Annotated in this window: 16 protein-coding genes; 12 read left to right on the top strand and 4 right to left on the bottom strand. The window is 63.2% G+C overall.

All coding sequences use genetic code 11. From position 1 onward, the window contains the following. Positions 1-53 precede the first annotated feature (53 nt). A complete protein-coding gene (locus tag B5526_RS21410; RefSeq protein WP_079545167.1) occupies positions 54-326 on the bottom strand; it encodes a phosphopantetheine-binding protein in 273 nt (90 codons plus the stop codon). Positions 327-645: 319 nt separating this feature from the next. On the opposite strand from B5526_RS21410, the gene B5526_RS21405 reads away from it, so the two are divergent. The 4 genes from B5526_RS21405 (at position 646) to B5526_RS21390 (ending at position 5,640) form a co-directional block, all read left to right on the top strand. Then, positions 646-1,872, top strand: a complete 1,227-nt coding sequence (locus B5526_RS21405) for an acyl-CoA dehydrogenase family protein (RefSeq protein ID WP_079545166.1) — start codon at positions 646-648, stop codon at positions 1,870-1,872. 40 nt (positions 1,873-1,912) lie between these two features. Beyond that, entirely contained in the window at positions 1,913-2,854 is a 942-nt protein-coding gene (locus tag B5526_RS21400) for an amino acid--[acyl-carrier-protein] ligase (RefSeq protein WP_079541339.1), read from the top strand. 184 nt (positions 2,855-3,038) lie between these two features. Further along, on the top strand, positions 3,039-3,917 hold the full coding sequence (locus B5526_RS21395; RefSeq protein ID WP_079541337.1) for an acyl-CoA acyltransferase: 879 nt from the start codon (positions 3,039-3,041) through the stop codon (positions 3,915-3,917). A 43-nt stretch (positions 3,918-3,960) separates the two neighbouring features. Then, the gene (locus B5526_RS21390; protein WP_079541335.1) at positions 3,961-5,640 is read left to right on the top strand and encodes a thiamine pyrophosphate-binding protein; all 1,680 of its coding nucleotides are present in this window, start codon (positions 3,961-3,963) and stop codon (positions 5,638-5,640) included. 240 nt (positions 5,641-5,880) lie between these two features. On the opposite strand, the gene B5526_RS21385 is transcribed toward B5526_RS21390, so the two are convergent. Next, positions 5,881-6,756 (bottom strand): branched-chain amino acid aminotransferase, encoded by an 876-nt coding sequence (locus B5526_RS21385; protein WP_079545165.1) that lies wholly within the window; start codon positions 6,754-6,756, stop codon positions 5,881-5,883. Between the two features lie 148 nt (positions 6,757-6,904). Between B5526_RS21385 and B5526_RS21380 the strand changes: the two genes are divergently transcribed. The 5 genes from B5526_RS21380 to B5526_RS39780 all read left to right on the top strand — a co-directional run bounded on the left by B5526_RS21380 (position 6,905) and on the right by B5526_RS39780 (position 12,247). Continuing rightward, positions 6,905-7,843: an alpha/beta hydrolase gene (locus tag B5526_RS21380; protein WP_079541333.1), complete on the top strand. Its 939-nt coding sequence runs from the start codon at positions 6,905-6,907 to the stop codon at positions 7,841-7,843. A gap of 141 nt (positions 7,844-7,984) precedes the next feature. Then, a complete protein-coding gene (locus B5526_RS21375; protein ID WP_079541331.1) occupies positions 7,985-9,289 on the top strand; it encodes an O-acetylhomoserine aminocarboxypropyltransferase/cysteine synthase family protein in 1,305 nt (434 codons plus the stop codon). A 16-nt stretch (positions 9,290-9,305) separates the two neighbouring features. Further along, complete coding sequence (metA, locus tag B5526_RS21370; protein WP_079541329.1) at positions 9,306-10,331, top strand: homoserine O-succinyltransferase MetA; 1,026 nt, start codon at positions 9,306-9,308, stop codon at positions 10,329-10,331. A 139-nt stretch (positions 10,332-10,470) separates the two neighbouring features. After that, positions 10,471-11,127 carry a polysaccharide deacetylase family protein gene (locus tag B5526_RS21365; RefSeq protein WP_244562020.1) on the top strand — a complete coding sequence of 219 codons (657 nt, stop codon included), beginning with the start codon at positions 10,471-10,473 and terminating at the stop codon, positions 11,125-11,127. 142 nt (positions 11,128-11,269) lie between these two features. Continuing rightward, on the top strand, positions 11,270-12,247 hold the full coding sequence (locus tag B5526_RS39780) for an SPOR domain-containing protein (RefSeq protein ID WP_154071381.1): 978 nt from the start codon (positions 11,270-11,272) through the stop codon (positions 12,245-12,247). A gap of 146 nt (positions 12,248-12,393) precedes the next feature. Here B5526_RS39780 and B5526_RS21355 read toward each other — a convergent pair whose 3' ends face one another. Then, positions 12,394-13,488 (bottom strand): hypothetical protein, encoded by a 1,095-nt coding sequence (locus B5526_RS21355; RefSeq protein ID WP_079541322.1) that lies wholly within the window; start codon positions 13,486-13,488, stop codon positions 12,394-12,396. A 216-nt stretch (positions 13,489-13,704) separates the two neighbouring features. Between B5526_RS21355 and B5526_RS21350 the strand changes: the two genes are divergently transcribed. Then, positions 13,705-15,765, top strand: coding sequence for an ATP-dependent helicase (locus B5526_RS21350; protein ID WP_079541320.1), 2,061 nt, complete (start codon positions 13,705-13,707; stop codon positions 15,763-15,765). A gap of 27 nt (positions 15,766-15,792) precedes the next feature. Beyond that, entirely contained in the window at positions 15,793-17,655 is a 1,863-nt protein-coding gene (recQ, locus tag B5526_RS21345; protein ID WP_079541317.1) for a DNA helicase RecQ, read from the top strand. Between the two features lie 181 nt (positions 17,656-17,836). On the opposite strand, the gene B5526_RS21340 is transcribed toward recQ, so the two are convergent. After that, positions 17,837-18,859: a hypothetical protein gene (locus B5526_RS21340; protein WP_079541315.1), complete on the bottom strand. Its 1,023-nt coding sequence runs from the start codon at positions 18,857-18,859 to the stop codon at positions 17,837-17,839. A gap of 189 nt (positions 18,860-19,048) precedes the next feature. Here B5526_RS21340 and B5526_RS21335 point away from each other — a divergent pair, with 189 nt between their 5' ends. Then, a complete protein-coding gene (locus B5526_RS21335; RefSeq protein WP_244562018.1) occupies positions 19,049-20,443 on the top strand; it encodes a LysM peptidoglycan-binding domain-containing protein in 1,395 nt (464 codons plus the stop codon). Positions 20,444-20,457 lie beyond the last annotated feature (14 nt).

The raw sequence follows: 20,457 nt of genomic DNA, 5'->3' as shown, positions 1-20,457 counted from the left end.
GCTTCGCGCCGACCCGTTGGCTCGCAATGACGGGAAAAAGTCGGCGGACGCGCTTAAGCCGCCGCCTCGGGCTGCAACTGCGCGACGATCATCCGTTCCAGCGTCTGGATCGACTGGAAATTTTCCGGCGTGATCTCGGCTTGGGGAATCGTGAAATCGAATTCGGCTTCGACGCCGAGCATCAAATTGACCATGTCCATCGAGGTCAGCCCGACATCGACCAGCCGCGTCTCGGAGTGAATTTCTGCTGCGATCGAGTTCTGTTCGAGGATGGCCTTGACGAGCGCAAGGATGCGGTGCTGAACATTGGCGTAGGCGGCTTGCATCATCAACCTTCCCATCTCGCGTCGTGGCAAAACTCAATTCACATTTATAACGCCGGCATGGTTTGAAAGACAGTTAGTCTCGTTTGACGCAAGTCTGCATTTTGTTCTTAACGCTAACGACCGTTAGCAAAGTTTCCGCAATCGGAACAAGCGTAGATTAACCGTTAGCGTCGAAACGGGCGCCGTTTACCCTGAATGTCATCGACGCATTTGAATTAAATCCTTAAGCATGGAACCGATCGGAAGCTGCTCAATCGATCCGTTGTGGCATTGGGCGCGATGCGCGCCAAGGTCCACAAACCCTGGAGGCGAATCGGCCATGAACGTGCAAGAAGCCAGGTTCCGCAGCGCTGTCGCGGAAAAAACAAAAGACGAAATCTTTCTCGACCGCAGCTCGTTTGCAACCCGAACCGCTTCTGTCGCAGCGGCGGCGGCGGCGGAGGCCGAGGCGGTCGATCGCGACGCGCGTTTCCCGAAGGCAGCCATCGACGCGGCGCGCCAACACAAGCTTTTAGGCATTCAAATTCCACAAGCGTTCGGCGGCGACGGCGCATCGATCACCGACATCGCCGACATGTGCTACACGCTCGGCCGCACCTGCGCGTCAACGGCGATGATCTTCGCCATGCATCAGACCAAAATCGCCTGCCTGGTCCGCCACGGCACCGGCAGCGCCTGGCATGAGAAGTTGATGCGCCGCGTGGCGTCGGAACAGATGCTGCTGGCGTCATCGACGACGGAAGGACAAAACGGCGGCAACATTCGCTCCAGCGCCGCCGCCGTCGAGCACGCCGGCGCCGACATCTCGCTGGTGCGCAACGCCACCGTGATCTCCTACGGCGCCCAGGCCGACGGCATCGTTACCATCGCCCGCCGCACCAGTGACGCGGCCTCGTCCGACCAAGTGCTGCTGGCGCTGACCAAAGACAATTACACCCTCGAGCGCAGCCTCGAATGGGAAACGCTCGGCATGCGTGGCACCTGCAGCGCCGGATTTGAACTGAAGGCAAATGCTGCGGCCGAACAGATTTTCCCCGAGGCCTATGACAAGATTCACGCCCAGACCATGACGCCGGTCGCGCATCTTTGCTGGTCATCGGTCTGGGCCGGGATTGCCGCCGCCGCCGTCGAACGCGCGCAGATTTTTATCCGAAAGGCCGCGCGCGGATCAGGCGGCCAGATGCCTCCGGCCGCCGCGCATTTTACGACGGCGAAAATGTCGTTGACGAAATTGCGCGCGGTGATCACGGCAAGCCTCGATAGCTATGCGGCGCATGAGCATGACGAACGCGCGCTTTCCTCGCTCGACTTCCAGTCCCAGATCAATTTGCTCAAGGTGGAAGCCTCCGAACTCGCAGTGGCAGCCGTGATGGCGGCGATGCGCGCCTGCGGCCTGTCAGGCTATCGCAACGACGGCGATTTCAGCGTCGGCCGGCATCTGCGCGACGTGCTCTCGGCACCGATCATGATCAACAACGACCGCATTCTTTCCAACATCGCAACCGCGAGCCTGATGAGCGGCGTGCCTGCGGGACTTCGGGATTGAGCTCGAACACTCCTTAAACAAAAGCAATGAAAGTCCGAACATGAATGTCATTATTCGAACGGCTTCACCAGAGACCGCACCAGAGCCGGCCGACGCGCTGGATCACCTCACTGAGGTGCTGTTTCACAAGATGGGCACCGACGGCGTCTATGCCCGCACCGCGCTCTACGAGGACATGGTCGAGCGGCTCGCCGCGCTGATCACGCGGCATCGCGAGCCCAATACCGAGGTGATGCGCTTTCCGCCGGTCATGAACCGCGGACAATTGGAAAAATCCGGCTATCTGAAGAGTTTTCCGAACCTGCTCGGCTGCGTCTGCGGCCTGCATGGCACCGAACGTGAAATCCACACCGCCGTCAGCCGCTTCGATGCCGGCGGCGACTGGACGACTTCGCTTTCGCCGGCCGATCTCGTGCTGTCACCGGCCGCCTGCTATCCGGTTTATCCGATCGCGGCGGCACGTGGCCCGCTTCCCGCGGGCGGTCTTCGTTTCGACGTCGCGGCCGATTGCTTCCGCCGCGAGCCGTCGCGCCACCTCGACCGCCTGCAGTCGTTCCGGATGCGCGAATATGTCTGTATCGGAAGCCCCGACGACGTGTCGGATTTCCGCGAACGCTGGATGGTGCGGGCGCAGGCGATTGCGCGCGATCTCGGTCTCACCTTCAAGGTCGATTATGCCTCCGACCCCTTCTTCGGTCGCGTCGGCCAGATGAAGGCGGTCAGCCAGAAGCAGCAGTCGCTGAAGTTCGAGCTGTTGATCCCGCTGCGCTCGGAAGAGCAGCCTACCGCCTGCATGAGCTTCAATTATCACCGCGAGCATTTCGGCACGACCTGGGACATCAAGGACGTTAACGGCGAGCCGGCGCATACCGGCTGCGTCGCGTTCGGCATGGATCGGCTGGCGGTCGCCATGTTCCATACCCATGGCACTGATTTGGCCAAATGGCCGGCCGAGGTTCGAAACATCGTCGGCCTCAGCTAGGCGCATTCCGCTCGGGTGGAATCATGACCTCATACCATGGCCTCGTGGTTCGAGACGCGCGGCGTTGCCGCGCTCCTCACCATGAGGGTCTAAGACCTCATCCTGAGGAGCGCGCTCTTGCGCGCGTCTCGAAGGATGAAGCCCTTGAGCTCGCAATATGCGCTAACGGACCAGGACAACGGCCGTGATCGCGCAGAGAATCCGATGCCGTGAAATCTCCGAGGCCGATCTCGACGCGGTCGCGGAGCTTTTGACGCGCGGATTTACCGGGCGATCGCGCGACTACTGGATGCGGGGCTTGCGCCGCCAGGCCGTCCGCGAGGTCCCGGACGGCTATCCGCGCTTCGGCTATATGCTCGACAATGACGGGCACGCGATCGGCGTGTTGCTGCTGCTCTACACATCGCGGACGAGCGGCGGCGAGACCGCGATCCAGTGCAATCTGTCGAGCTGGTATGTCGAGCCGGCGTTTCGCAATTACGCACCGCTTTTGACAAAGATCGCGCAGCGGCACAAGGAAGTCACCTACCTCAACATCAGCCCGGCGACCTGGACCTGGCCGATCATCGAAGCGCAGGGTTTTGCCAGTTATTGCAGCGGATTGTTCTTCTCGATCCCGGTGTTGTCGCGCGTCACGAAAGGCATGACGGTGGAAACCGTCGCGCCCGATGCGCGAAGCATCGCAGGTCTGTCTGAGGTTGAGGTCGAGCTTTTGACGCGGCACGCGCGCTATGGCTGCCTGAGCCTCGTTTGTCGCACGCGCGACGGCAACGCTTTTCCCTTCATCCTGCTGCCGATGCGGATCCGCCGCGGCTGGATCGCGCCGCCGGCGATGCAATTGATCTATTGCCGCGATGTCACCGAATATGTGCAATGCGCCGGCGCCATCGGCCGGGTGCTGCTCCGGCACGGCAAGCTTTCGGTCATTCTCGATTCCAACGGCAAGGTGCCGGGCCTTGTCGGCCTCTATTCCAGCGCGCGCGGCCGCAAATATTTCAAGGGCCCGCATGCGCCCCGGCTTGCCGATCTCACCGATACGGAACTCGTGCTGTACGGGCCGTAATATTCTGTTCGAACATCGCCATCGCCAATTGACGAGGTCAGAGATGCACAAGCCCACCCCTCACCGCACCGCCGCCGCTGCCCTGGTCGAACAGCTCGTGATCAACGGCGTCAAACATGTGTTTTGTGTGCCCGGCGAGAGCTTTCTCCCGGTACTCGATGCGCTGCGCGACAGCGGCATCATTGTGACCGTGTGCCGTCATGAAGGCGGCGCCGCGATGATGGCGGAAGCGATCGGCAAGGTCACCGGACGGCCGGGCGTCTGCTTCGTCACGCGCGGCCCAGGCGCAACGAATGCTTCCGCCGGCATCCATATCGCGCAACAGGATTCAACGCCGATGATCATGTTCGTCGGTCAGGTGGAAACCTCGGTGCGCGAGCGCGAGGCGTTCCAGGAGCTCGATTATCGCGCGGTGTTCGGCAGCATGACCAAATGGGTCGTGGAAGTCGATCATGCCAACCGCATCACCGAATTCGTCTCACGCGCGTTCTATACCGCAAGCAGCGGCCGGCCCGGGCCGGTGGTGGTGGCGCTGCCGAAGGACGTGTTGAGCGAGCGCACCAGCGTTGCGAATGCGCCGGCGTTCGAGCCGGTCGAGACCTCGCCGGGCGACGAAGAGATGACGAGACTTTCCGAGCTGTTGGCGGAATCGAAGAATCCGCTGTTCGTGCTCGGCGGCAGCCGCTGGAGCGAGACCGCGCGCCGTCAGATCCACGAATTCGCGGAAGCGACCGGATTGCCGATCGCGACCAGCTATCGCCGCTCGACGCTGTTCGATCCGCTGCATCCGCTCTATGCCGGCGATCTCGGCCTCGGCCCCAACCCAAAGCTCGTGGCGCGCGCCAAGGCGGCCGATCTGCTGGTATTGGTCGGCGGGCGCCTCGGCGAAATTCCCTCGCAAGGTTATTCGCTGCTTTCCTCACCGTCGCCGCAGACAAAGCTCGTCCACATCCATCCCGGCGCGGAGGAGATCGGCCAGGTCTACCGGCCGCATCTGGCAATCCACGCTTCCCCGAACCGCTTTGTCGCAGCACTCAAGCATCTCGCGATTGCGCCGAAGCCCGCGTGGCGCGAGAGCGCGGACATTGCGCACGCCGATTATCGTGCCTGGACCGGGACCGCGACGCCGCAGCCCGGCGACGTCAATCTCGGCGAGATCATGATCTGGCTGCGCAATCACGTGCCGACCGATACCATCCTGTGCAACGGCGCCGGCAATTACGCCTCCTGGATCCATCGCTTCTACCGGTTCCGAGAGTTCATGACCCATGTCGCGCCGACCTCGGCGTCGATGGGCTATGGCATGCCGGCCGCGATCGCGATGCAGCGGCTTCATCCCAACCGGCTGGTTCTCTCCGTCAATGGCGACGGCGATTTCCTGATGAGCGGCCAGGAATTTGCCATCGCCGTGCAGTATCGGCTGCCGATCATCGTCATCATCTGCGATAACGGCATGTACGGCACCATCCGCATGCATCAGGAGCGCGAATTCCCGGGCAGGGTCTGCGCCACCGAACTGCACAATCCGGATTTTGACGCCTATGCGCGCGCCTTCGGCGGCTTTGGCGCGGTGGTGAACAAGACCGCGGATTTTCCGGCGGCGTTCGAGGCGGCGAGGCAATCGGGGCTACCGTCGATCATCCATCTCAAGATCGATTCGGATGCGATCCTGCCGGCGGCGACCCTGTCAGGTATCCGCGAGCGCGCGCTGCAGGGCGCGTAGTCCTAGAGCATGATGGTGTTGACCTGAATCAGCGTACGAGTCCGGCTCACCTCGCCCCGCTTGCGGGGAGAGGTCAGATCGCATCGCAGATGCGATCCGGGTGAGGGGGACTCACCGCGCACTCTTCATCTTCCGAATTTGCGGATGCAGCCCCTCACCCCAACCCTCTCCCCGCGAAGAGCGGGGAGAGGGAGAAGTGATCGATCGCCCACTACCGTCTCAACCTAAACTCATCCAGCTCTAGGCGGCGTGGGCGAATTCCCAATACAGTTTGCGCGCCCGGCGATAGAACGGGCCGGGCTGCAAATCGCGATAATCGATCCGGATGACCGGCGCGACCTTGGCAAAATTGCCGCTGGAGAAAATCTCGTCGGCGCGCTCGAAGTCGGAATATTTTAGCGTCGCCTCGACCACCGTCGCGCCGTCGCCGCGCAACAGGTCGATCACCCGCTGGCGGGTGATGCCGTTGAGAAAGGTGCCGTTCGGCGCCGGCGTATAAACCACGCCATCCCGCGCCATGAACACGTTGGAATTGCCGAACTCCGCGACATTGCCTAGCATGTCGAGCATCAGGCAATTATTGAAGCCGCGCGACTGCGCCTCGATCAGCGCGCGCGAATTGTTAGGGTAAAGACACGCCGCCTTGCAATCGACCGGCGCGTTTTCCATGGTCGGCCGCCGGAACGGCGACAGCGTGATGGCGCTGCCGACAGGCTGCGGCATCGGCGCGATATAGAGGCTCAAGCACCAGTTGGTGGTTTCCGGATCGAACAGCACGCCGCCGCCGCTGCCGTTCTGCGCCCAGTACATCGGCCGGATATAGAGCTCGGCATTTTTTTCGAAACGCGCGATGCCTTCGCGCGCCAGCCCAAGCCAGGTGTCGGTATCGACGACGGGCTTAAGTTTGAAATTGACCGCGGATTGGTTGACGCGGGCGCAATGCGCCGCAAGATCCGGCGCCACGCCCTCGAACGCGCGCGCGCCGTCGAACACGGTCGAACCGAGCCACGCCGCATGCGTGCGCGGCCCCATGATCGGAACATTGCCTTCGTGCCAGGCGCCCTCGAAGAAGGTCCAGGTCTGCGAAAACGTAACCGGCTTTGTCATCTCAACCATGCTGCCACTCAACGGCTTGCGGCGCGGCGGCACCGCTCTCGGGGAACCACTATTGTCCGAATTTCCTAAGGATTCCCTTGCGGGACGGCACTGCGATAGCCATGGATTCATGATTGATCGACACTTGTTGCCTTAAGGAAGAGCCGACATGCCCCTCGACCCCCTGGCAAAACGCTTTCTCACCATGATGGCGGCGGCTTCGCCCGCGGAACGGTCGCGGCCCAGCGCAAACGACCGCCGTCAGGCGCTGGCAAAACTGATGCAGTTCGCGCGCGCCGACGTGGCTGAGGTCACCGGGATCGACGGCGTGTTGCCGGGCCCGGCAGGCGATCTGCCTTACCGGCTTTATGCGCCCGCCGATAATGCCAGCGAATACGCGCCGGGTTTTGTGTTCTTCCACGGCGGCGGCATGGTGGCCGGCAGTATCGCGACCCATGACCGCGTTTGCGCGGCGCTGGCGCAAACCACCGGCTGCCACCTGATATCGGTCGATTACCGGCTCGCGCCGGAACACAAATTTCCAGCCGCGATCGAGGATGCGATCGCCGCTACGCGATGGGTTTCCGCGCATGCCGCCTCTCTCGGCATCGACGCGACAAGACTCGTGGTGGGCGGCGATTCCGCCGGCGCCACGTTGGCCGCGGTGGTTTGCCAGGAGAGCGTGCGCAACGGGGGGCCTGCGATCTCGGCGCAATGCCTGATCTGTCCGGTGCTCGATTTCGAGGACATTTCGCCCTCCCGCGAAGCCTTCGCCGAAAATCATCTGCTCGACCGCGCCACGCTGGAAGCGGATCTCGCCGACTATCTGCCGGAAGGGGCGGAGCTCGCCGACCCCCGGATTTCACCGCTCCGCGCGACAAAATTAACCGGGCTTCCGGCGGCCATTATCCATACCGCCGAATTCGACCCGATGCGGGACGAAGGCAACGCCTATGCGACAAAACTCGTGGCTGCGGGCGTTGCCGTCGAGCACGTCTGTCACGACGGCATGATTCATAATTTCCACGCCATGGGCACTGTGCTTCCGCAAGCAAGGCTCGTGCTGCAGCAGATCGGCGAACAGGTGCGGCGCACGCTTCGCAATTGAATAAAGCTTTAATCGATTCATTGACGTTCATTAGGGTTATTTCCTCAATCTTTGCGCTAATTATTGCTCGCTTGACGCCTCCCCTCTAACAAAGACACGGGCAAAAAAACGCACGGTGAAGTGCGACCGGAGAGGCGATCCATGCGCAACGAGACGATTGCAATTCACGCCGGCTACGATCCCGATCCCGCGACCAAATCGGTCGCCGTTCCGATCTACCAGACGGTGGCGTATGCCTTCGACAGCGCCGATCACGGCGCTGCGTTGTTCAATCTCGAGACAGAAGGTTTTCGCTACTCCAGGATCGCCAACCCGACCACCTCCGTGCTCGAAAAGCGCATCACCGAGCTCGAAGGCGGCGTCGGCGCGCTCGCGGTCGCGACCGGCCAGGCGGCGCTGCATTTTGCGCTCGTCAACCTCGCCGACTATGGCGGCAACATCGTCTCCGTCCCGCAGCTCTACGGCACGACGCATACGCTGCTCGCGCATGTGCTGCCGCGCCAGGGCATCACGGCCCGTTTCGCCGACAGCGACAAAGCCGACGCGATCGAGCGGCTGATCGACGAAAACACCAAGGCCGTGTTTTCCGAGACCATCGGCAATCCCGCCGGCAATGTTTGCGACATCGAGGCGCTGGCAAAGGTCGCGCATCGACATGGCGTGCCGCTGGTGGTCGACAACACCGTCGCCACCCCGATCCTCTTGAAACCGTTCGATTACGGCGCCGATATCGCGGTGCATTCGCTGACAAAATTTTTGGGCGGCCATGGCACCACGCTCGGTGGCGCCATTGTCGACAGCGGGCGCTTTCCATGGCCCGATCACGCAAAGCGCTTTCCCGCCTTCAACGAGCCGGACGCGTCCTATCACGGTCTCGTCTACACGAAGCAATTCGGCAGCAGCGCCTATATCCAGCGCGCGCGCAGCGTCTATCAGCGCACCATGGGCTCGGTGCTGTCGCCGTTCAACGCGTTCCTGCTGCTGCAGGGCATCGAGACCGTCGCGCTGCGGGTCGAGCGGCATGTCGAGAACGCCCGCAAGGTCGCGGAATTCTTGCGTAACGATCCGCGCGTCGCCTGGGTCAATTACGCCGGTTTCCCGGACAGTCCCCATTACGCGCTGGTGCAGAAATATCTCGACGGTAACGCGTCGTCGCTGTTTACGTTTGGCATCAAGGGCGGTCTGGAGGCCGGCAAATCCTTTTACGACGCACTGAAATTGATCACCCGGCTGGTCAATATCGGTGACGCCAAATCGCTGGCCTGTCATCCGGCGTCGACTACCCATCGCCAGATGTCGCCGGACGAGCAGCGCATGGCCGGCGTGCTGCCGGAAACCATCCGGCTTTCGATCGGCATCGAGCACGCCTCCGACATCATCGAGGATATCGACCAGGCGCTGGCGCAGGCCTGCGCCCGGCAGCAGCGGCTCGAGGCCGCGGAATAGATCGGCCGGGGCCGGCATGACCCTCCTGTTCGACAAGCATCGGCTGATCGTCAGCCCCGGCCTGGCTCCCACCGAGTTGCGCGAGACCGAAGAGTTCGGCGGCGGGCAGAGCGCCGACGCGGTGCTCACCATCGGACTCGTCAACAACATGCCGGACGCAGCGCTGCAGGCGACCGAGCGCCAGTTCATGCGCCTGCTGGAGCAGGCCGCCGGCAAAACGCAGATCCGCCTCCACTGCTTCTCGCTGCCATCGGTACATCGCTCGCAGACCGCGAAGTGGCGGGTCGACGAGCAATATGGCGACATCGCCGACCTTCCCCGCCTCGATATCGACGGGCTGATCGTGACCGGCGCCGAGCCGATCGCAGCAGCGCTGCGTGATGAGCCGTTCTGGCAGGACCTCGTCGACATCATCGACTGGGCCAAGGACAACACGCGCTCGACCATCTGGTCGTGCCTGGCCGCGCACGCCGCAGTGTTGCATCTCGACGGCATCGAGCGGCATCGGCTCGCGACCAAATGTTCCGGGGTCTACGATTGCGCCACGACGGCCGGCCATTGGCTGACCAAAGAGCTTCCGTCACCGTTGAAGACCCCGCATTCGCGCCTCAACGAGGTGCGCGCGGATGATCTCACAGCGAGCGGCTATCAACTATTGACCCAATCGGCGGAAGCCGGCGTCGATATCTTCGCCAAGCAGTTGCGTAGCCAATTCATCTTCTTTCAGGGCCATCCGGAATATGAGGCGCTGTCGCTGCAGCGGGAATATCTGCGCGACATCACCCGCTATCTCGGGGGCGAGCGCGACACTTATCCGGCGATACCCGCCGGTTACTTCGACATCTGGACCGAAAAAAAATTGGCAGGCTTCCAGCAGCGGGCGCGCGCCGAACGCAAGCTGCCGCTCAGCATCGAATTGCCGGGGCTCACGCTCCGTCCGGATATCGCGACAGGGACGGCGGCGGCCGCGATCTTCAAGAACTGGCTCCAATATCTCACAGGCGGCGCCGCGACCGGGCAAGACGAAGAGCCAACGGCGTGACCCAACCAACAACTCATGTTCCCCGTTTCGAAAGCAGTTTGACATGCACCCGCGTTGGTCAGCATTAAAAGCGCGCGTCAGCAACCGTTTGGCTAGGCATCTGTTCGCCGCGCCGCATCGGTTGCCGGGCACGGGCCCGATGGTCAGCTTCACCTTCGACGACGCTCCCAAAAGTGCCGCCACCATCGGCGCGCCGATCCTCGAGGCATATGGTGCGCACGGCACTTATTACATCTCGGGTGGATTGGTGGACCAGTGGTGCGGCAACTGGACCGGCGTCAGCGCCGATGACATCATAGGCCTTCACCGCAGGGGACATGAACTCGCCTGCCACACCTTCTCGCACACCCGCGCGATCGATCTCGATACAGAGGCGATGACGGCGGAAACGGAGAAGAACCGCCATTACCTCTCCTCGCTCGATCCCTCGATCAAAATCGAGAATTTTGCATATCCCTATGGCTTCGGGGCGGTCTCGCACAAGCGGCGGCTCGGCAAGATCTTCCGTTCGGTCCGCGGCATTCTTCCCGGCGTCAACAGCGGTACCGTGGACCTGCAATATCTGCGCGCCACGCCCTTGATCGAAGTCGAGATCGACCGCGAAGGAATCGATCGCGCGTTCGAGGAAGCGGCCGCAAAAAATGGCTGGCTGATTTTCTACACCCACGACGTGAAGGCGGCGCCGAGCTCCTATGGCTGCTCGCCGTCGCTGTTGCGCCACGCGCTCGATGCCGCATCGCGCCGGAACATTCCGGTGCTGAGCGTGGCGGAGGCCTTGGGACGGGCGGGAGCGTAGCGGGACGATCAGGCCAACTCTTCATCGTCGTCCCGGCTCGCGCGGAGGCTGTCATCGGGCGCGCATTCGCGCGACTCGTTGGCTTGGCCGGGACGACGAGGTAGGGTAGCTTCACAGCAGTTGCGGGGAGCATTCGGTTCGGATGAGTACTTTCGGCCATGGCATTGCATTTCGATGGCGGCCGTCCGCTGTCGTGCAGGCCGTTGGGTCCAGCTTTACCCCTTTGCTCGTCTTGTTTGCACTGCTCGCAGGAGCTGACGTAGCGCCGGCGCAATCGGCAAGTGCGGCCCAACGTGTTGTGCTCTATGACGAAGACCCCTCCGATCCGAGCGGCCACCAATATCTCGGGTCGGTTAAATGGCGCAGCGAAACCACCAAACTCGCAGGGCAACCCGATGACGTCGCCGTGGTTGCCGACGTCGATATTCCCTTGCGCAAATTCAAGATGACGCTGTCGCTGAGACGCAATCTCGATCCGTCGCTGCCGGCGAGCCACGTCATCGAACTGACGTTCCGCCTGCCTCCCGACTTTGCCGGTGGCCGCATCGACAACGCGCCGGGGCTGCTGATGAAAACCAGCGAAACCGCGCGCGGCACGCCGCTGGCCGCACTTTCCGTCAAGGTGAGGGACGGATCCTTCCTGGTCGGGCTGTCAAATACCACCGCCGACCGTGAGCGCAATCTGCACCAGCTTTTGGAGCGCGCATGGTTCGACGTCCCCATTGTCTACGCCGACAGGCGACGCGGCATCGTCGCGATTGAAAAGGGCGCGTCCGGCGATCAGGCCTTGAAGACGGCCTTCACCGCGTGGGGCCAGTACCCCGCCGCGACGCAAGCAGCACCCGGCGCCCCCGACGGCAACGACAGCACGGGAAGTTACGTCGTCCAGGTCTCTTCCCAGCGCAGCGAAGCGGACGCCCAGGCGTCATACAAGGTCCTGCAGGACAAGTTCCCCGGTGTGCTCGGGGCATGGGCACCGATCATCACCCGCGCCGATGCCGGGACTAATGGCGTATTTTATCGGGCCGCGGTCGGACCTTTCAAAACCGCCGACGAAGCCTCGCAGTTCTGCGGCACCTTGAAGGCGGCCGGCGGACAATGCGTCGTGCAGAGGAATTAGTTTTCTCGCAGAAACATTAAGGTCCGTCATGCCCGGGCTTCTCCCGGGCATCCACGTCTTGCCTGCATCCCCAAACAAAGACGTGGATGGCCGGGACAAGCCCGGCCATGACGAGGAAGGGTGTCGAGAGAACGGGAAAACGGGTCCTAATGATCGACCACCACCAGCGCGGCCTTCCTGAAATCCGCGAGCCGTTCTTCCTTGGCGACGGTCTTTGCCGCTTCGGTCTTCATGTTGGAGACGACGGAGAACAGGACAAAGCCGCCTTTTTTCCGCGATACAATAAAATACTGCGAAATCCGCGCGCCCTCCGAATCATCGCACGAGGAAAATCCCCGGAACACGACATCGCTGTCGACCAGTTCGCTGGTTCGGCCGGAGGCAAATTTGCCTTTGCAATCGCGCGCGTCACCCGCGACCACCGCGGAGGCGACATCAAGACCTTTGACGCCGTCTTTCGGCGGGATGATTCGGACAAAACCCACCGCCTCGTCGGAGCTCCATGCTGCGCCGGTCGATGCCACGGCAATCGGCGTCTCGGTCCGGCTCAAGACCCGCGGATTGTGCAGCGTGGTTTTTAGGATGAAATTCGAAGCCAGCTCGATGGCTTCGATCTGCATATCGGGTGAAAGATTTTGCGGCGCGTCGGGCCGCATGCTGCCTCCCGCCGGTGCCGCCTGCGTTGCCGCCGCGACCGCTTTCGGCGCTTGCTTGACGGAGAAGTCGCCGGCATTGGCGATGCCATGCTGCTTGACCACCGCGACGCAATTGGCCAACGCGGGCAGCAGCAAAGAGGTCTGATCGAGCTTGAACTGAAACAGCTGGCCTTGCGTGAAGGCGGTCATCGCCTTCGCCTTGCGAAACTGGGCGATCAGCGTCGAGTCGACCGGCATCGGCACGCGGAGCAGGTTGGCGTTGAGCGCCACGCCTTGAACATTGAACGGCGACTGGCCATCGAAGGTCAGCGCGATCTGGAACGTCTGATTGTTCGCAAGCGTCCATTTTGGCTGGAAAAAAGCCAGCGACCACCCGGCGGCCTGATCGACCATGACCATGAAGTAAATGCCGCTGTCGTAGCCAGCTCCCGCGGCGCAGTGGGTAAATTCTCCGGTCTGGTCGTTGGTGTAGGCACCGCCCTTCCAGTTACCGACATTGATCGACCCGTAAGGTCCCCGCGCCTGCGCGGCCGAAATGGCGATCAGACCCGATAACAGCGTCGCCACGATAACCCTTAGCTTCATTGCTGGCCTCTCCCCTTGCTGGGCGAGCTTATTGCCCCTTACAACCGGAGTCTAATGCATTGTTCTTGATTTGTTCATTTTATTCGGCCAAGAGTCAATTCGGGCGCGATTCTTTTCCGGTGCGGGGCGGTCTTTTCGGAAGTGGGGCTGGCCGAAGCCATTGTCGGCGCAGCGGGAATCACGGAGTCTGATTTTCACTCTGAGGACCATCACTCCGTGCCAGCGGCAACCGCCTATCTCGAAAGCCTCAATCCGGAACAGCGACGCGCCGTCGAGCATGGCACGGCGGGCGCGGGTCCGTTTGCGCCGCTGCTGGTGATCGCCGGCGCCGGATCCGGCAAGACCAACACGCTCGCCCATCGCGTGGCCCATCTGATCGTCTGCGGCGCCGATCCAAGGCGGATTCTCCTGATGACGTTCTCCCGCCGCGCGGCTTCCGAGATGAGCGCGCGGGTCGAGCGGATCGCGCGGAAAATTTTGGGCGACAAGGCCGGCGCGATGACCGACGCGCTGGCCTGGGCCGGCACGTTTCACGGCATCGGCGCACGGCTGTTGCGCGAGTACGCCGAGCAGATCGGGCTCGATCCGGCGTTCACCATTCATGACCGCGAGGATTCCGCCGACCTCATGAATCTGATCCGGCACGAGAAGGGATTTTCCAAGACCAGAGAGCGGTTTCCAACCAAGGGCACCTGCCTTTCGATCTATTCGCGCTGCGTCAACGCGGAAACCTCGATCGAAGAGATGCTCGGGTCGGCGTTTCCATGGTGCTCGGGCTGGGCCGCCGAGCTGAAGGAATTATTCGCTGCCTATGTCGAGTCAAAACAGCGGCAGAACGTGCTCGATTACGACGATCTGCTGCTGTACTGGGCGCAGACCATGAGCGATGCGACGCTGGCCGGCGACATTGGCGGCCGTTTCGATCATGTCCTGGTCGACGAATATCAGGACACCAATCGGCTGCAATCGTCGATCCTGCTGGCATTAAAACCGACTGGCTGTGGCCTCACCGTCGTCGGCGACGATGCGCAATCGATCTATTCGTTCCGTGCCGCCACCGTGCGCAACATCCTCGATTTCCCCGGTCAATTCACGCCGCCGGCCAACATCATCACACTCGATCGCAACTACCGCTCGACGCAGGCCATTCTTTCCGCCGCCAATGGCGTGATCGAGCTGGCGCGCGAGCGTTTTACCAAGAACCTGTGGACCGACCGCGCCTCCGGGGCAAAGCCGCAGCTTGTCTCGGTGCGCGACGAAGCCGACCAGGCCCGCTACATTGTCGAGCGCGTGCTGGAGAACCGGGAATCCGGCGCGCTGCTGAAACAGCAGGCGGTGCTGTTTCGCACCTCCAGCCATAGCGGCCCGCTGGAAGTCGAGTTGACCCGCCGCAACATCCCCTTCGTAAAGTTCGGCGGCCTGAAATTTCTCGATGCCGCGCACGTCAAGGACATGCTGGCGCTGTTGCGTTTTGTCGAGAATCCGCGCGACCGCGTCGCGGGCTTCCGGCTGATGCATTTGATCCCCGGCGTCGGCCCCACCTCGGCGCAGCGGGCGCTCGATCATATCGGGGGTAGCGCCGACCCGATCGCCGCGCTTGACGAGGCGCCGTCCCCGCCCCGCGCCGGCGACGACTGGAAAATCTTTGTCGCGGCCGTTGCGGATATCCGCCATTCAAACTGGCCGGCCGATCTCGAACGCGCCCGGCTCTGGTACGAGCCGCATCTGGAACGAATCCACGAAGATTCGGAAGCAAGGCGCGCCGACCTGATCCAGCTCGAACAGATCGCCAGCGGCTATCCGTCGCGCCAGCGTTTTCTCACCGAACTGACGCTCGATCCTCCCGATGCCACCAGCGACCAGGCCGGCATTCCCTTGCTCGACGAGGACTATCTGATCCTGTCGACGATCCATTCGGCCAAGGGGCAAGAATGGAAATCGGTGTTCGTGCTCAACGTGGTCGACGGCTGCATGCCCTCCGATCTCGGCGCCGGCACCTCGCCTGAGCTCGAGGAGGAGCGCCGGCTGCTCTATGTCGCCATGACGCGCGCCAAGGACGATCTGCATCTGATGGTGCCGCAGCGTTTCTTCACCCACGGCCAGCCCGCGCGCGGCGACCGTCATGTCTATGCCGCACGGACGCGCTTTATTCCGGATCGCTTGCTCGGCCTGTTCGAAAAGACAATGTGGCCGCTTGCGGCTGCCGGTGCGCCACGCGCCGCGAGCCAGGGGCCGCGGATCGACGTTGGCGCCCGGATGCGCGGGATGTGGCGTTGAGGGTTTGCGATGGGTAATTTGTCCGCCATGAGTTCAGCCCGCAACGGGGAAACCGGCATCGCCGCCGACGCGCTTTCCGTCCTGAATTCGGTGTTCGGCCTGCCCGGCTTTCGCGGCGCGCAGGAGGAAATCGTCAGGCATGTCAGCTGTGGCGGCAATTGCCTGGTGCTGATGCCGACCGGCGGCGGCAAGTCGCTGTGCTATCAATTGCCGTCGTTATTGCGCGAAGGCTGCGGCATCGTGGTCTCGCCCCTGATCGCGCTGATGCGCGACCAGGTCGCGGGCCTACTGGAGGCCGGCGTCAAGGCGGCAGTGCTCAATTCCACGCTCACTTACGAGGAAGCCGCCGCGGTCGAGGCGCGGCTCATTTCCGGCGACCTCGATCTGCTCTACGTCGCGCCAGAGCGGTTGTTGACGCCGCGCTGCCTCAGTCTACTCGATCGCGCGAAGATCGCGCTGTTTGCGATCGACGAGGCGCATTGCGTGTCGCAATGGGGCCACGATTTCCGACCCGAATATATCGGCCTGTCGGTGATCTCCGAGCGCTTTCCGGACGTGCCGCGGATCGCGCTGACCGCTACCGCCGACGAGCTCACCCGCAAGGAGATCGCCGAGCGGCTCGCCCTTGTCGGCGCGCCGCATTTTGTCGCGAGCTTTGATCGGCCGAATATCCGGTATGAAATCGTCGAAAAGCAGAACGCTCCCGCGCAGCTCAAAACCTTCATCAGCGAGCGCCATGCCGGCGATGCCGGCATCGTCTATTGCCTGTCGCGCGCCAAGGTCGAAGACACCGCTGACGCGCTGACCGCCGCCGGCATGGTGGCACTGCCCTATCACGCGGGGTTGGATGCCGCCACGCGCGCGCGTCATCAGGATCGTTTCATCAACGAGGATGGCATCGTGATCGTGGCGACGATCGCGTTCGGCATGGGCATCGACAAGCCCGATGTGCGTTTTGTGGCGCATCTCGATCTGCCCAAGAGCATCGAGGCGTATTACCAGGAGACCGGACGCGCCGGGCGCGACGGCAAGCCGTCGAGCGCCTGGATGGCCTATGGCCTCTCCGATATCGTGCAGCAGCGCCGAATGATCGATGAGTCCAATGGCTCGGACGCGTTCAAGCGCGTTTCCATCGGCAAGCTGGACGCGCTGGTCGCGCTGGCAGAGACCGCGAACTGCCGCCGCACCCGCCTGCTCGGCTATTTCGGCGAGACGCAGGGAAGCGAAAAATGCGGCAATTGCGACAACTGCGTGTCGCCGCCGACCTTGCGCGACGGCAAGGTCATCGCGCAAAAATTGCTTTCATGCGCCTATCGCACCGGGCAGCGTTTTGGCGCGATGCACCTGATCGACGTCTTGGTCGGCCGCGAGACCGAGCGGGTCAAGCAATTCGGGCACGACAAACTATCCGTGTTCGGCGTTGGCCGCGAACTCAATGAAAAGCAATGGCGCGCGGCGTTGCGCCAGCTCGTCGCGATGGGCCACCTTCGGCCCGACACCGAGGCCTTTGGCGCCCTAAAACTCACGGAGAGCGCGCGCGGCGTGTTGAAGGGCGAGACCGCGGTGATGCTGCGTGAGGAAACCCCGACCTCCCGCAATCGCGCCTCTAGAACGAAATCACGCCGCGGCGATCTTGCGCCTCGCCCCGCCGGCGCCGTCAAACCCGCCGATGCGGCCCTGGTCGGCGCGCTCCGGGCGTGGCGTTCGGAGGTCGCGCGCCAGCACGGCGTCCCGGCCTATGTGGTGCTGCACGATTCCACCATCGACGGCATCGCCGCGGTGCGCCCGGGAACGCTTTCAGCGTTGCGCGGCATCGCCGGCATCGGCGACAAGAAGCTCGAGCATTACGGGGCGAAGCTGCTGGCGCTGGTAAAGGCGGCGGGGGCGTGAGGTTGGGTTGAAGGGAGCGGCGTCAAGGCTCTTCTCCCTCGCCCCGCTCTTTGCGGGGAGAGGGTCGGGGGTGAGGGGCTCTATCCGCGAACACGGAAGCATAACGTGTGGGGAAGCTCCCCCTCACCCGGATTGCTGCGCAATCCGACCTCTCCCCGCAAGCGGGGAGAGGTGAAACGCCTCACATCCTCCCCGCCGAACCCGCCGGCGCGAGAATACTCCGCGCGACATCGCCGACCGGCAGATGGGCCGACTTCTGGCCGGCGACCAGAGCGAGGTCCATGTTGTAGGCCCCGAGCTCGCACATCACCTGCGAGGCGATATCGCCGAGCGGGACGAATTGCCTGGCGAGGTATTCGAACTGGGCGCGGGCCTGACGCAGCGTCGATTTCGGCACCACGGCGTCGGTTTCTCCGACGGCAGGATCCCGGCCGCCCGGCTGCGGGGCAACCGGGTCCGCATGCGCGTCGATCTCCTTCGGTCCGGAAACAGCAGCGTCGCCTTGGGGCTCGATTGCTTGATGCCTGAGATCGCTGATCCGGTCGAACGCGGCGCGAAGCTCCGCGCGCTTGGCCTCCAGCGAGGTGACCTTCTCCTTTAGCGCGTCGCGCTCGCGCTCGAACACAATTCTGAGCGCGGAAAGTTCATCGCCCTGCACCTTGAGCTGGACCTGAAGCTCGCTGCGTTCGCGCTCGGAGGAAGTGCGAAGTTCAGCCATCTCCGCGTCCCGTGTCTTCAGTTTCGCCGCGCTATCTTCCTGTTCGCGGGCCAGCGCCGCGCGCAGCCGGTCCAGTTCTTCGTCGCGCGCGTCCAGCGTTGCCTTGAGCGTCTCGCGCTCGCGGTCGGAGGCGGCGCGAAGTTCGGCAAGCTCGGTTTCCCGCGCCTCAAGCGCTTCCCTCGCCGCATCGCGCTCGGTCAGGACGGTGGATGTGACATTCAGATGACCTTCGATGTCATGCTTGAGCGCTTCGCATTCGGCTTCGAGCAATTCGACCTGATGGGTCGCCGTTTCATATTTGTAGCGCGAGACCTCCTCTTCATCCGCGGCCGCGATCACCCGCGCGGTCAAGGTTTCGAGCAGCTCGGCGGCGCGGTGCAGATAGGTCGCATTGTTCCCGGTCGACATCATGCCGGCAAAGCGGCGCAGAAAGCCGATCGTGTCCGCAACATCCGGAGACTCGGGCGTCATCGAAGGGTCGGTCATGAAGCTTGCTTTCTAAAATGAGTGTCCCGAAATGCTCAGCACTAAGACAAAACCCGCTGCGGTCCGGAGGCGCCGACGCGGCCGCTGCGGACTGAACGCAGACCGGGGAACCAGATCGATCGGCCAGACTTAAAAGTTGCTTTTCCAGAGGCGCGACGGCGAAAATAGGGCGGGCGCCGAGATAAGACCGTGATTCGCCGGTTTGGCGCAGTGACGCAAATTATTCATCGACGCGGCACTCAACGCGCGCTGTCGCTTACCCCTTCCAGCGCGGCGGCGCCTTGGCGTAATCGGTACCGCTTCGCCGGAAAATTCTGTATAATGCTGGCGGGCCTGCGATCCGGGCGACGGACGAACATCATGACTGCCACGACGAACATCACGACTGGTACTTGGATGAGCCGAATGGTCGTGCCGTTCATCGCACTTGCCGCGGCCGGCGGCGTCGCGCTTGTCTTCGCCATCCCGTACGTCCGCCGCGAGCCGGCGGTCGAGACCAGAGCCGCAACTGCCCCGGCGGCGGCCTCAAAGCCGGCATCGGGCGCGCGAGATCAAGATCCGGCCGCACTGGCAGCGGCGCAAACGGAAACAAACGCAGTGGCGGACGCGCTGGCCGGATCGCCCCCACGGCCGGACAGCGAAGATGGCGTGCCGACGTTCGACGTTGCCCGCATCGAGCCGACCGGCGAAGCGGTCATCGCGGGCCGGGCGGCGCCCGGCGCAACGGTGGAACTGCTACGCAACGGGGAGCTGCAGGATCACGCGGTTGCGGATCAATCCGGACAATTCGTCATGGTGCCGCCACGGCTCCCCCCAGGCACTTATGACCTGACGTTGCGCGCCAAGCAGCCGGACGGCAAGCAGGTCACGTCCAAACAGAGCGTGGCGGTGGCGCTCGAGCCTGGTCCGAATCCGAGCGACCGGCCGGTCGTGGCGCTGATGACGCCGGGCAAACCCACCGCCGTGCTGTCGCAACCGGCCGCGCCAAAGCCGCTGGCCGGCGCAGTGGTCGTGGAGACGGTCGAGACCGAACCGGGCGGCAAGTTCCATGTGACGGGGCGCGCGCGCCCCGGCGCCACGGTCAGGCTTTACCTCAACGACAGTTTTGTTGCTTCGGTAACGGCCGGCGCAGATGAACATTTTGCGCTCACGATCAATGAGGGCGTCGCGCCCGGCAACTACCATGTCAGGCTGGACGAGCTGGAGCCGAATTCCGGCGCGGTCCGCGCACGCGCGGAAGTGCCGTTCAACGTTCCCGACACGATGGTCACCGCGTCCGTGCCGGCGCAGGCCGCAGCGTCCAAGCGGCCGGGCACTGCCGCGGCACAGCAGCCCCAACTGGCGGCCGCGGCGTCCACCGTTCCGCAAGACACCGTTTCGCCAAACAGAGCCTCGCCATCCGCCGTGGTCGTGCCGAAGATCGCGACCACCACCGTCTCCCGCGGCGACAGCCTCTGGCGCATCAGCCGCCTCACCTACGGCGCGGGACCGCGCTACGCCGTCATTTACAAGGCGAACCGGGAGCAGATCCGCAATCCCAACCGGATTTATCCCGGCCAGATCCTTGTCCTTCCGACGCGGTGAGGCGCCGCGTGGCG

Source organism: Bradyrhizobium lablabi (genome assembly GCF_900141755.1).
Classification (GTDB): domain Bacteria; phylum Pseudomonadota; class Alphaproteobacteria; order Rhizobiales; family Xanthobacteraceae; genus Bradyrhizobium; species Bradyrhizobium lablabi_A.
This window is presented reverse-complemented; position numbering and strand designations above follow the sequence as displayed.

Excerpts from the sequence above, each read along its gene's own strand:
- B5526_RS21410 (WP_079545167.1), bottom strand. The coding sequence starts at position 326 with ATGCAAGCCGCCTACGCCAATGTTCAGCACCGCATCCTTGCGCTCGTC.
- B5526_RS21405 (WP_079545166.1), top strand. The coding sequence starts at position 646 with ATGAACGTGCAAGAAGCCAGGTTCCGCAGCGCTGTCGCGGAAAAAACA.
- B5526_RS21400 (WP_079541339.1), top strand. The coding sequence starts at position 1,913 with ATGAATGTCATTATTCGAACGGCTTCACCAGAGACCGCACCAGAGCCG.
- B5526_RS21390 (WP_079541335.1), top strand. The coding sequence starts at position 3,961 with ATGCACAAGCCCACCCCTCACCGCACCGCCGCCGCTGCCCTGGTCGAA.
- B5526_RS21385 (WP_079545165.1), bottom strand. The coding sequence starts at position 6,756 with ATGGTTGAGATGACAAAGCCGGTTACGTTTTCGCAGACCTGGACCTTC.
- B5526_RS21380 (WP_079541333.1), top strand. The coding sequence starts at position 6,905 with ATGCCCCTCGACCCCCTGGCAAAACGCTTTCTCACCATGATGGCGGCG.
- B5526_RS21375 (WP_079541331.1), top strand. The coding sequence starts at position 7,985 with ATGCGCAACGAGACGATTGCAATTCACGCCGGCTACGATCCCGATCCC.
- metA (WP_079541329.1), top strand. The coding sequence starts at position 9,306 with ATGACCCTCCTGTTCGACAAGCATCGGCTGATCGTCAGCCCCGGCCTG.
- B5526_RS21365 (WP_244562020.1), top strand. The coding sequence starts at position 10,471 with ATGGTCAGCTTCACCTTCGACGACGCTCCCAAAAGTGCCGCCACCATC.
- B5526_RS39780 (WP_154071381.1), top strand. The coding sequence starts at position 11,270 with ATGAGTACTTTCGGCCATGGCATTGCATTTCGATGGCGGCCGTCCGCT.
- B5526_RS21355 (WP_079541322.1), bottom strand. The coding sequence starts at position 13,488 with ATGAAGCTAAGGGTTATCGTGGCGACGCTGTTATCGGGTCTGATCGCC.
- recQ (WP_079541317.1), top strand. The coding sequence starts at position 15,793 with ATGAGTTCAGCCCGCAACGGGGAAACCGGCATCGCCGCCGACGCGCTT.
- B5526_RS21340 (WP_079541315.1), bottom strand. The coding sequence starts at position 18,859 with ATGACCGACCCTTCGATGACGCCCGAGTCTCCGGATGTTGCGGACACG.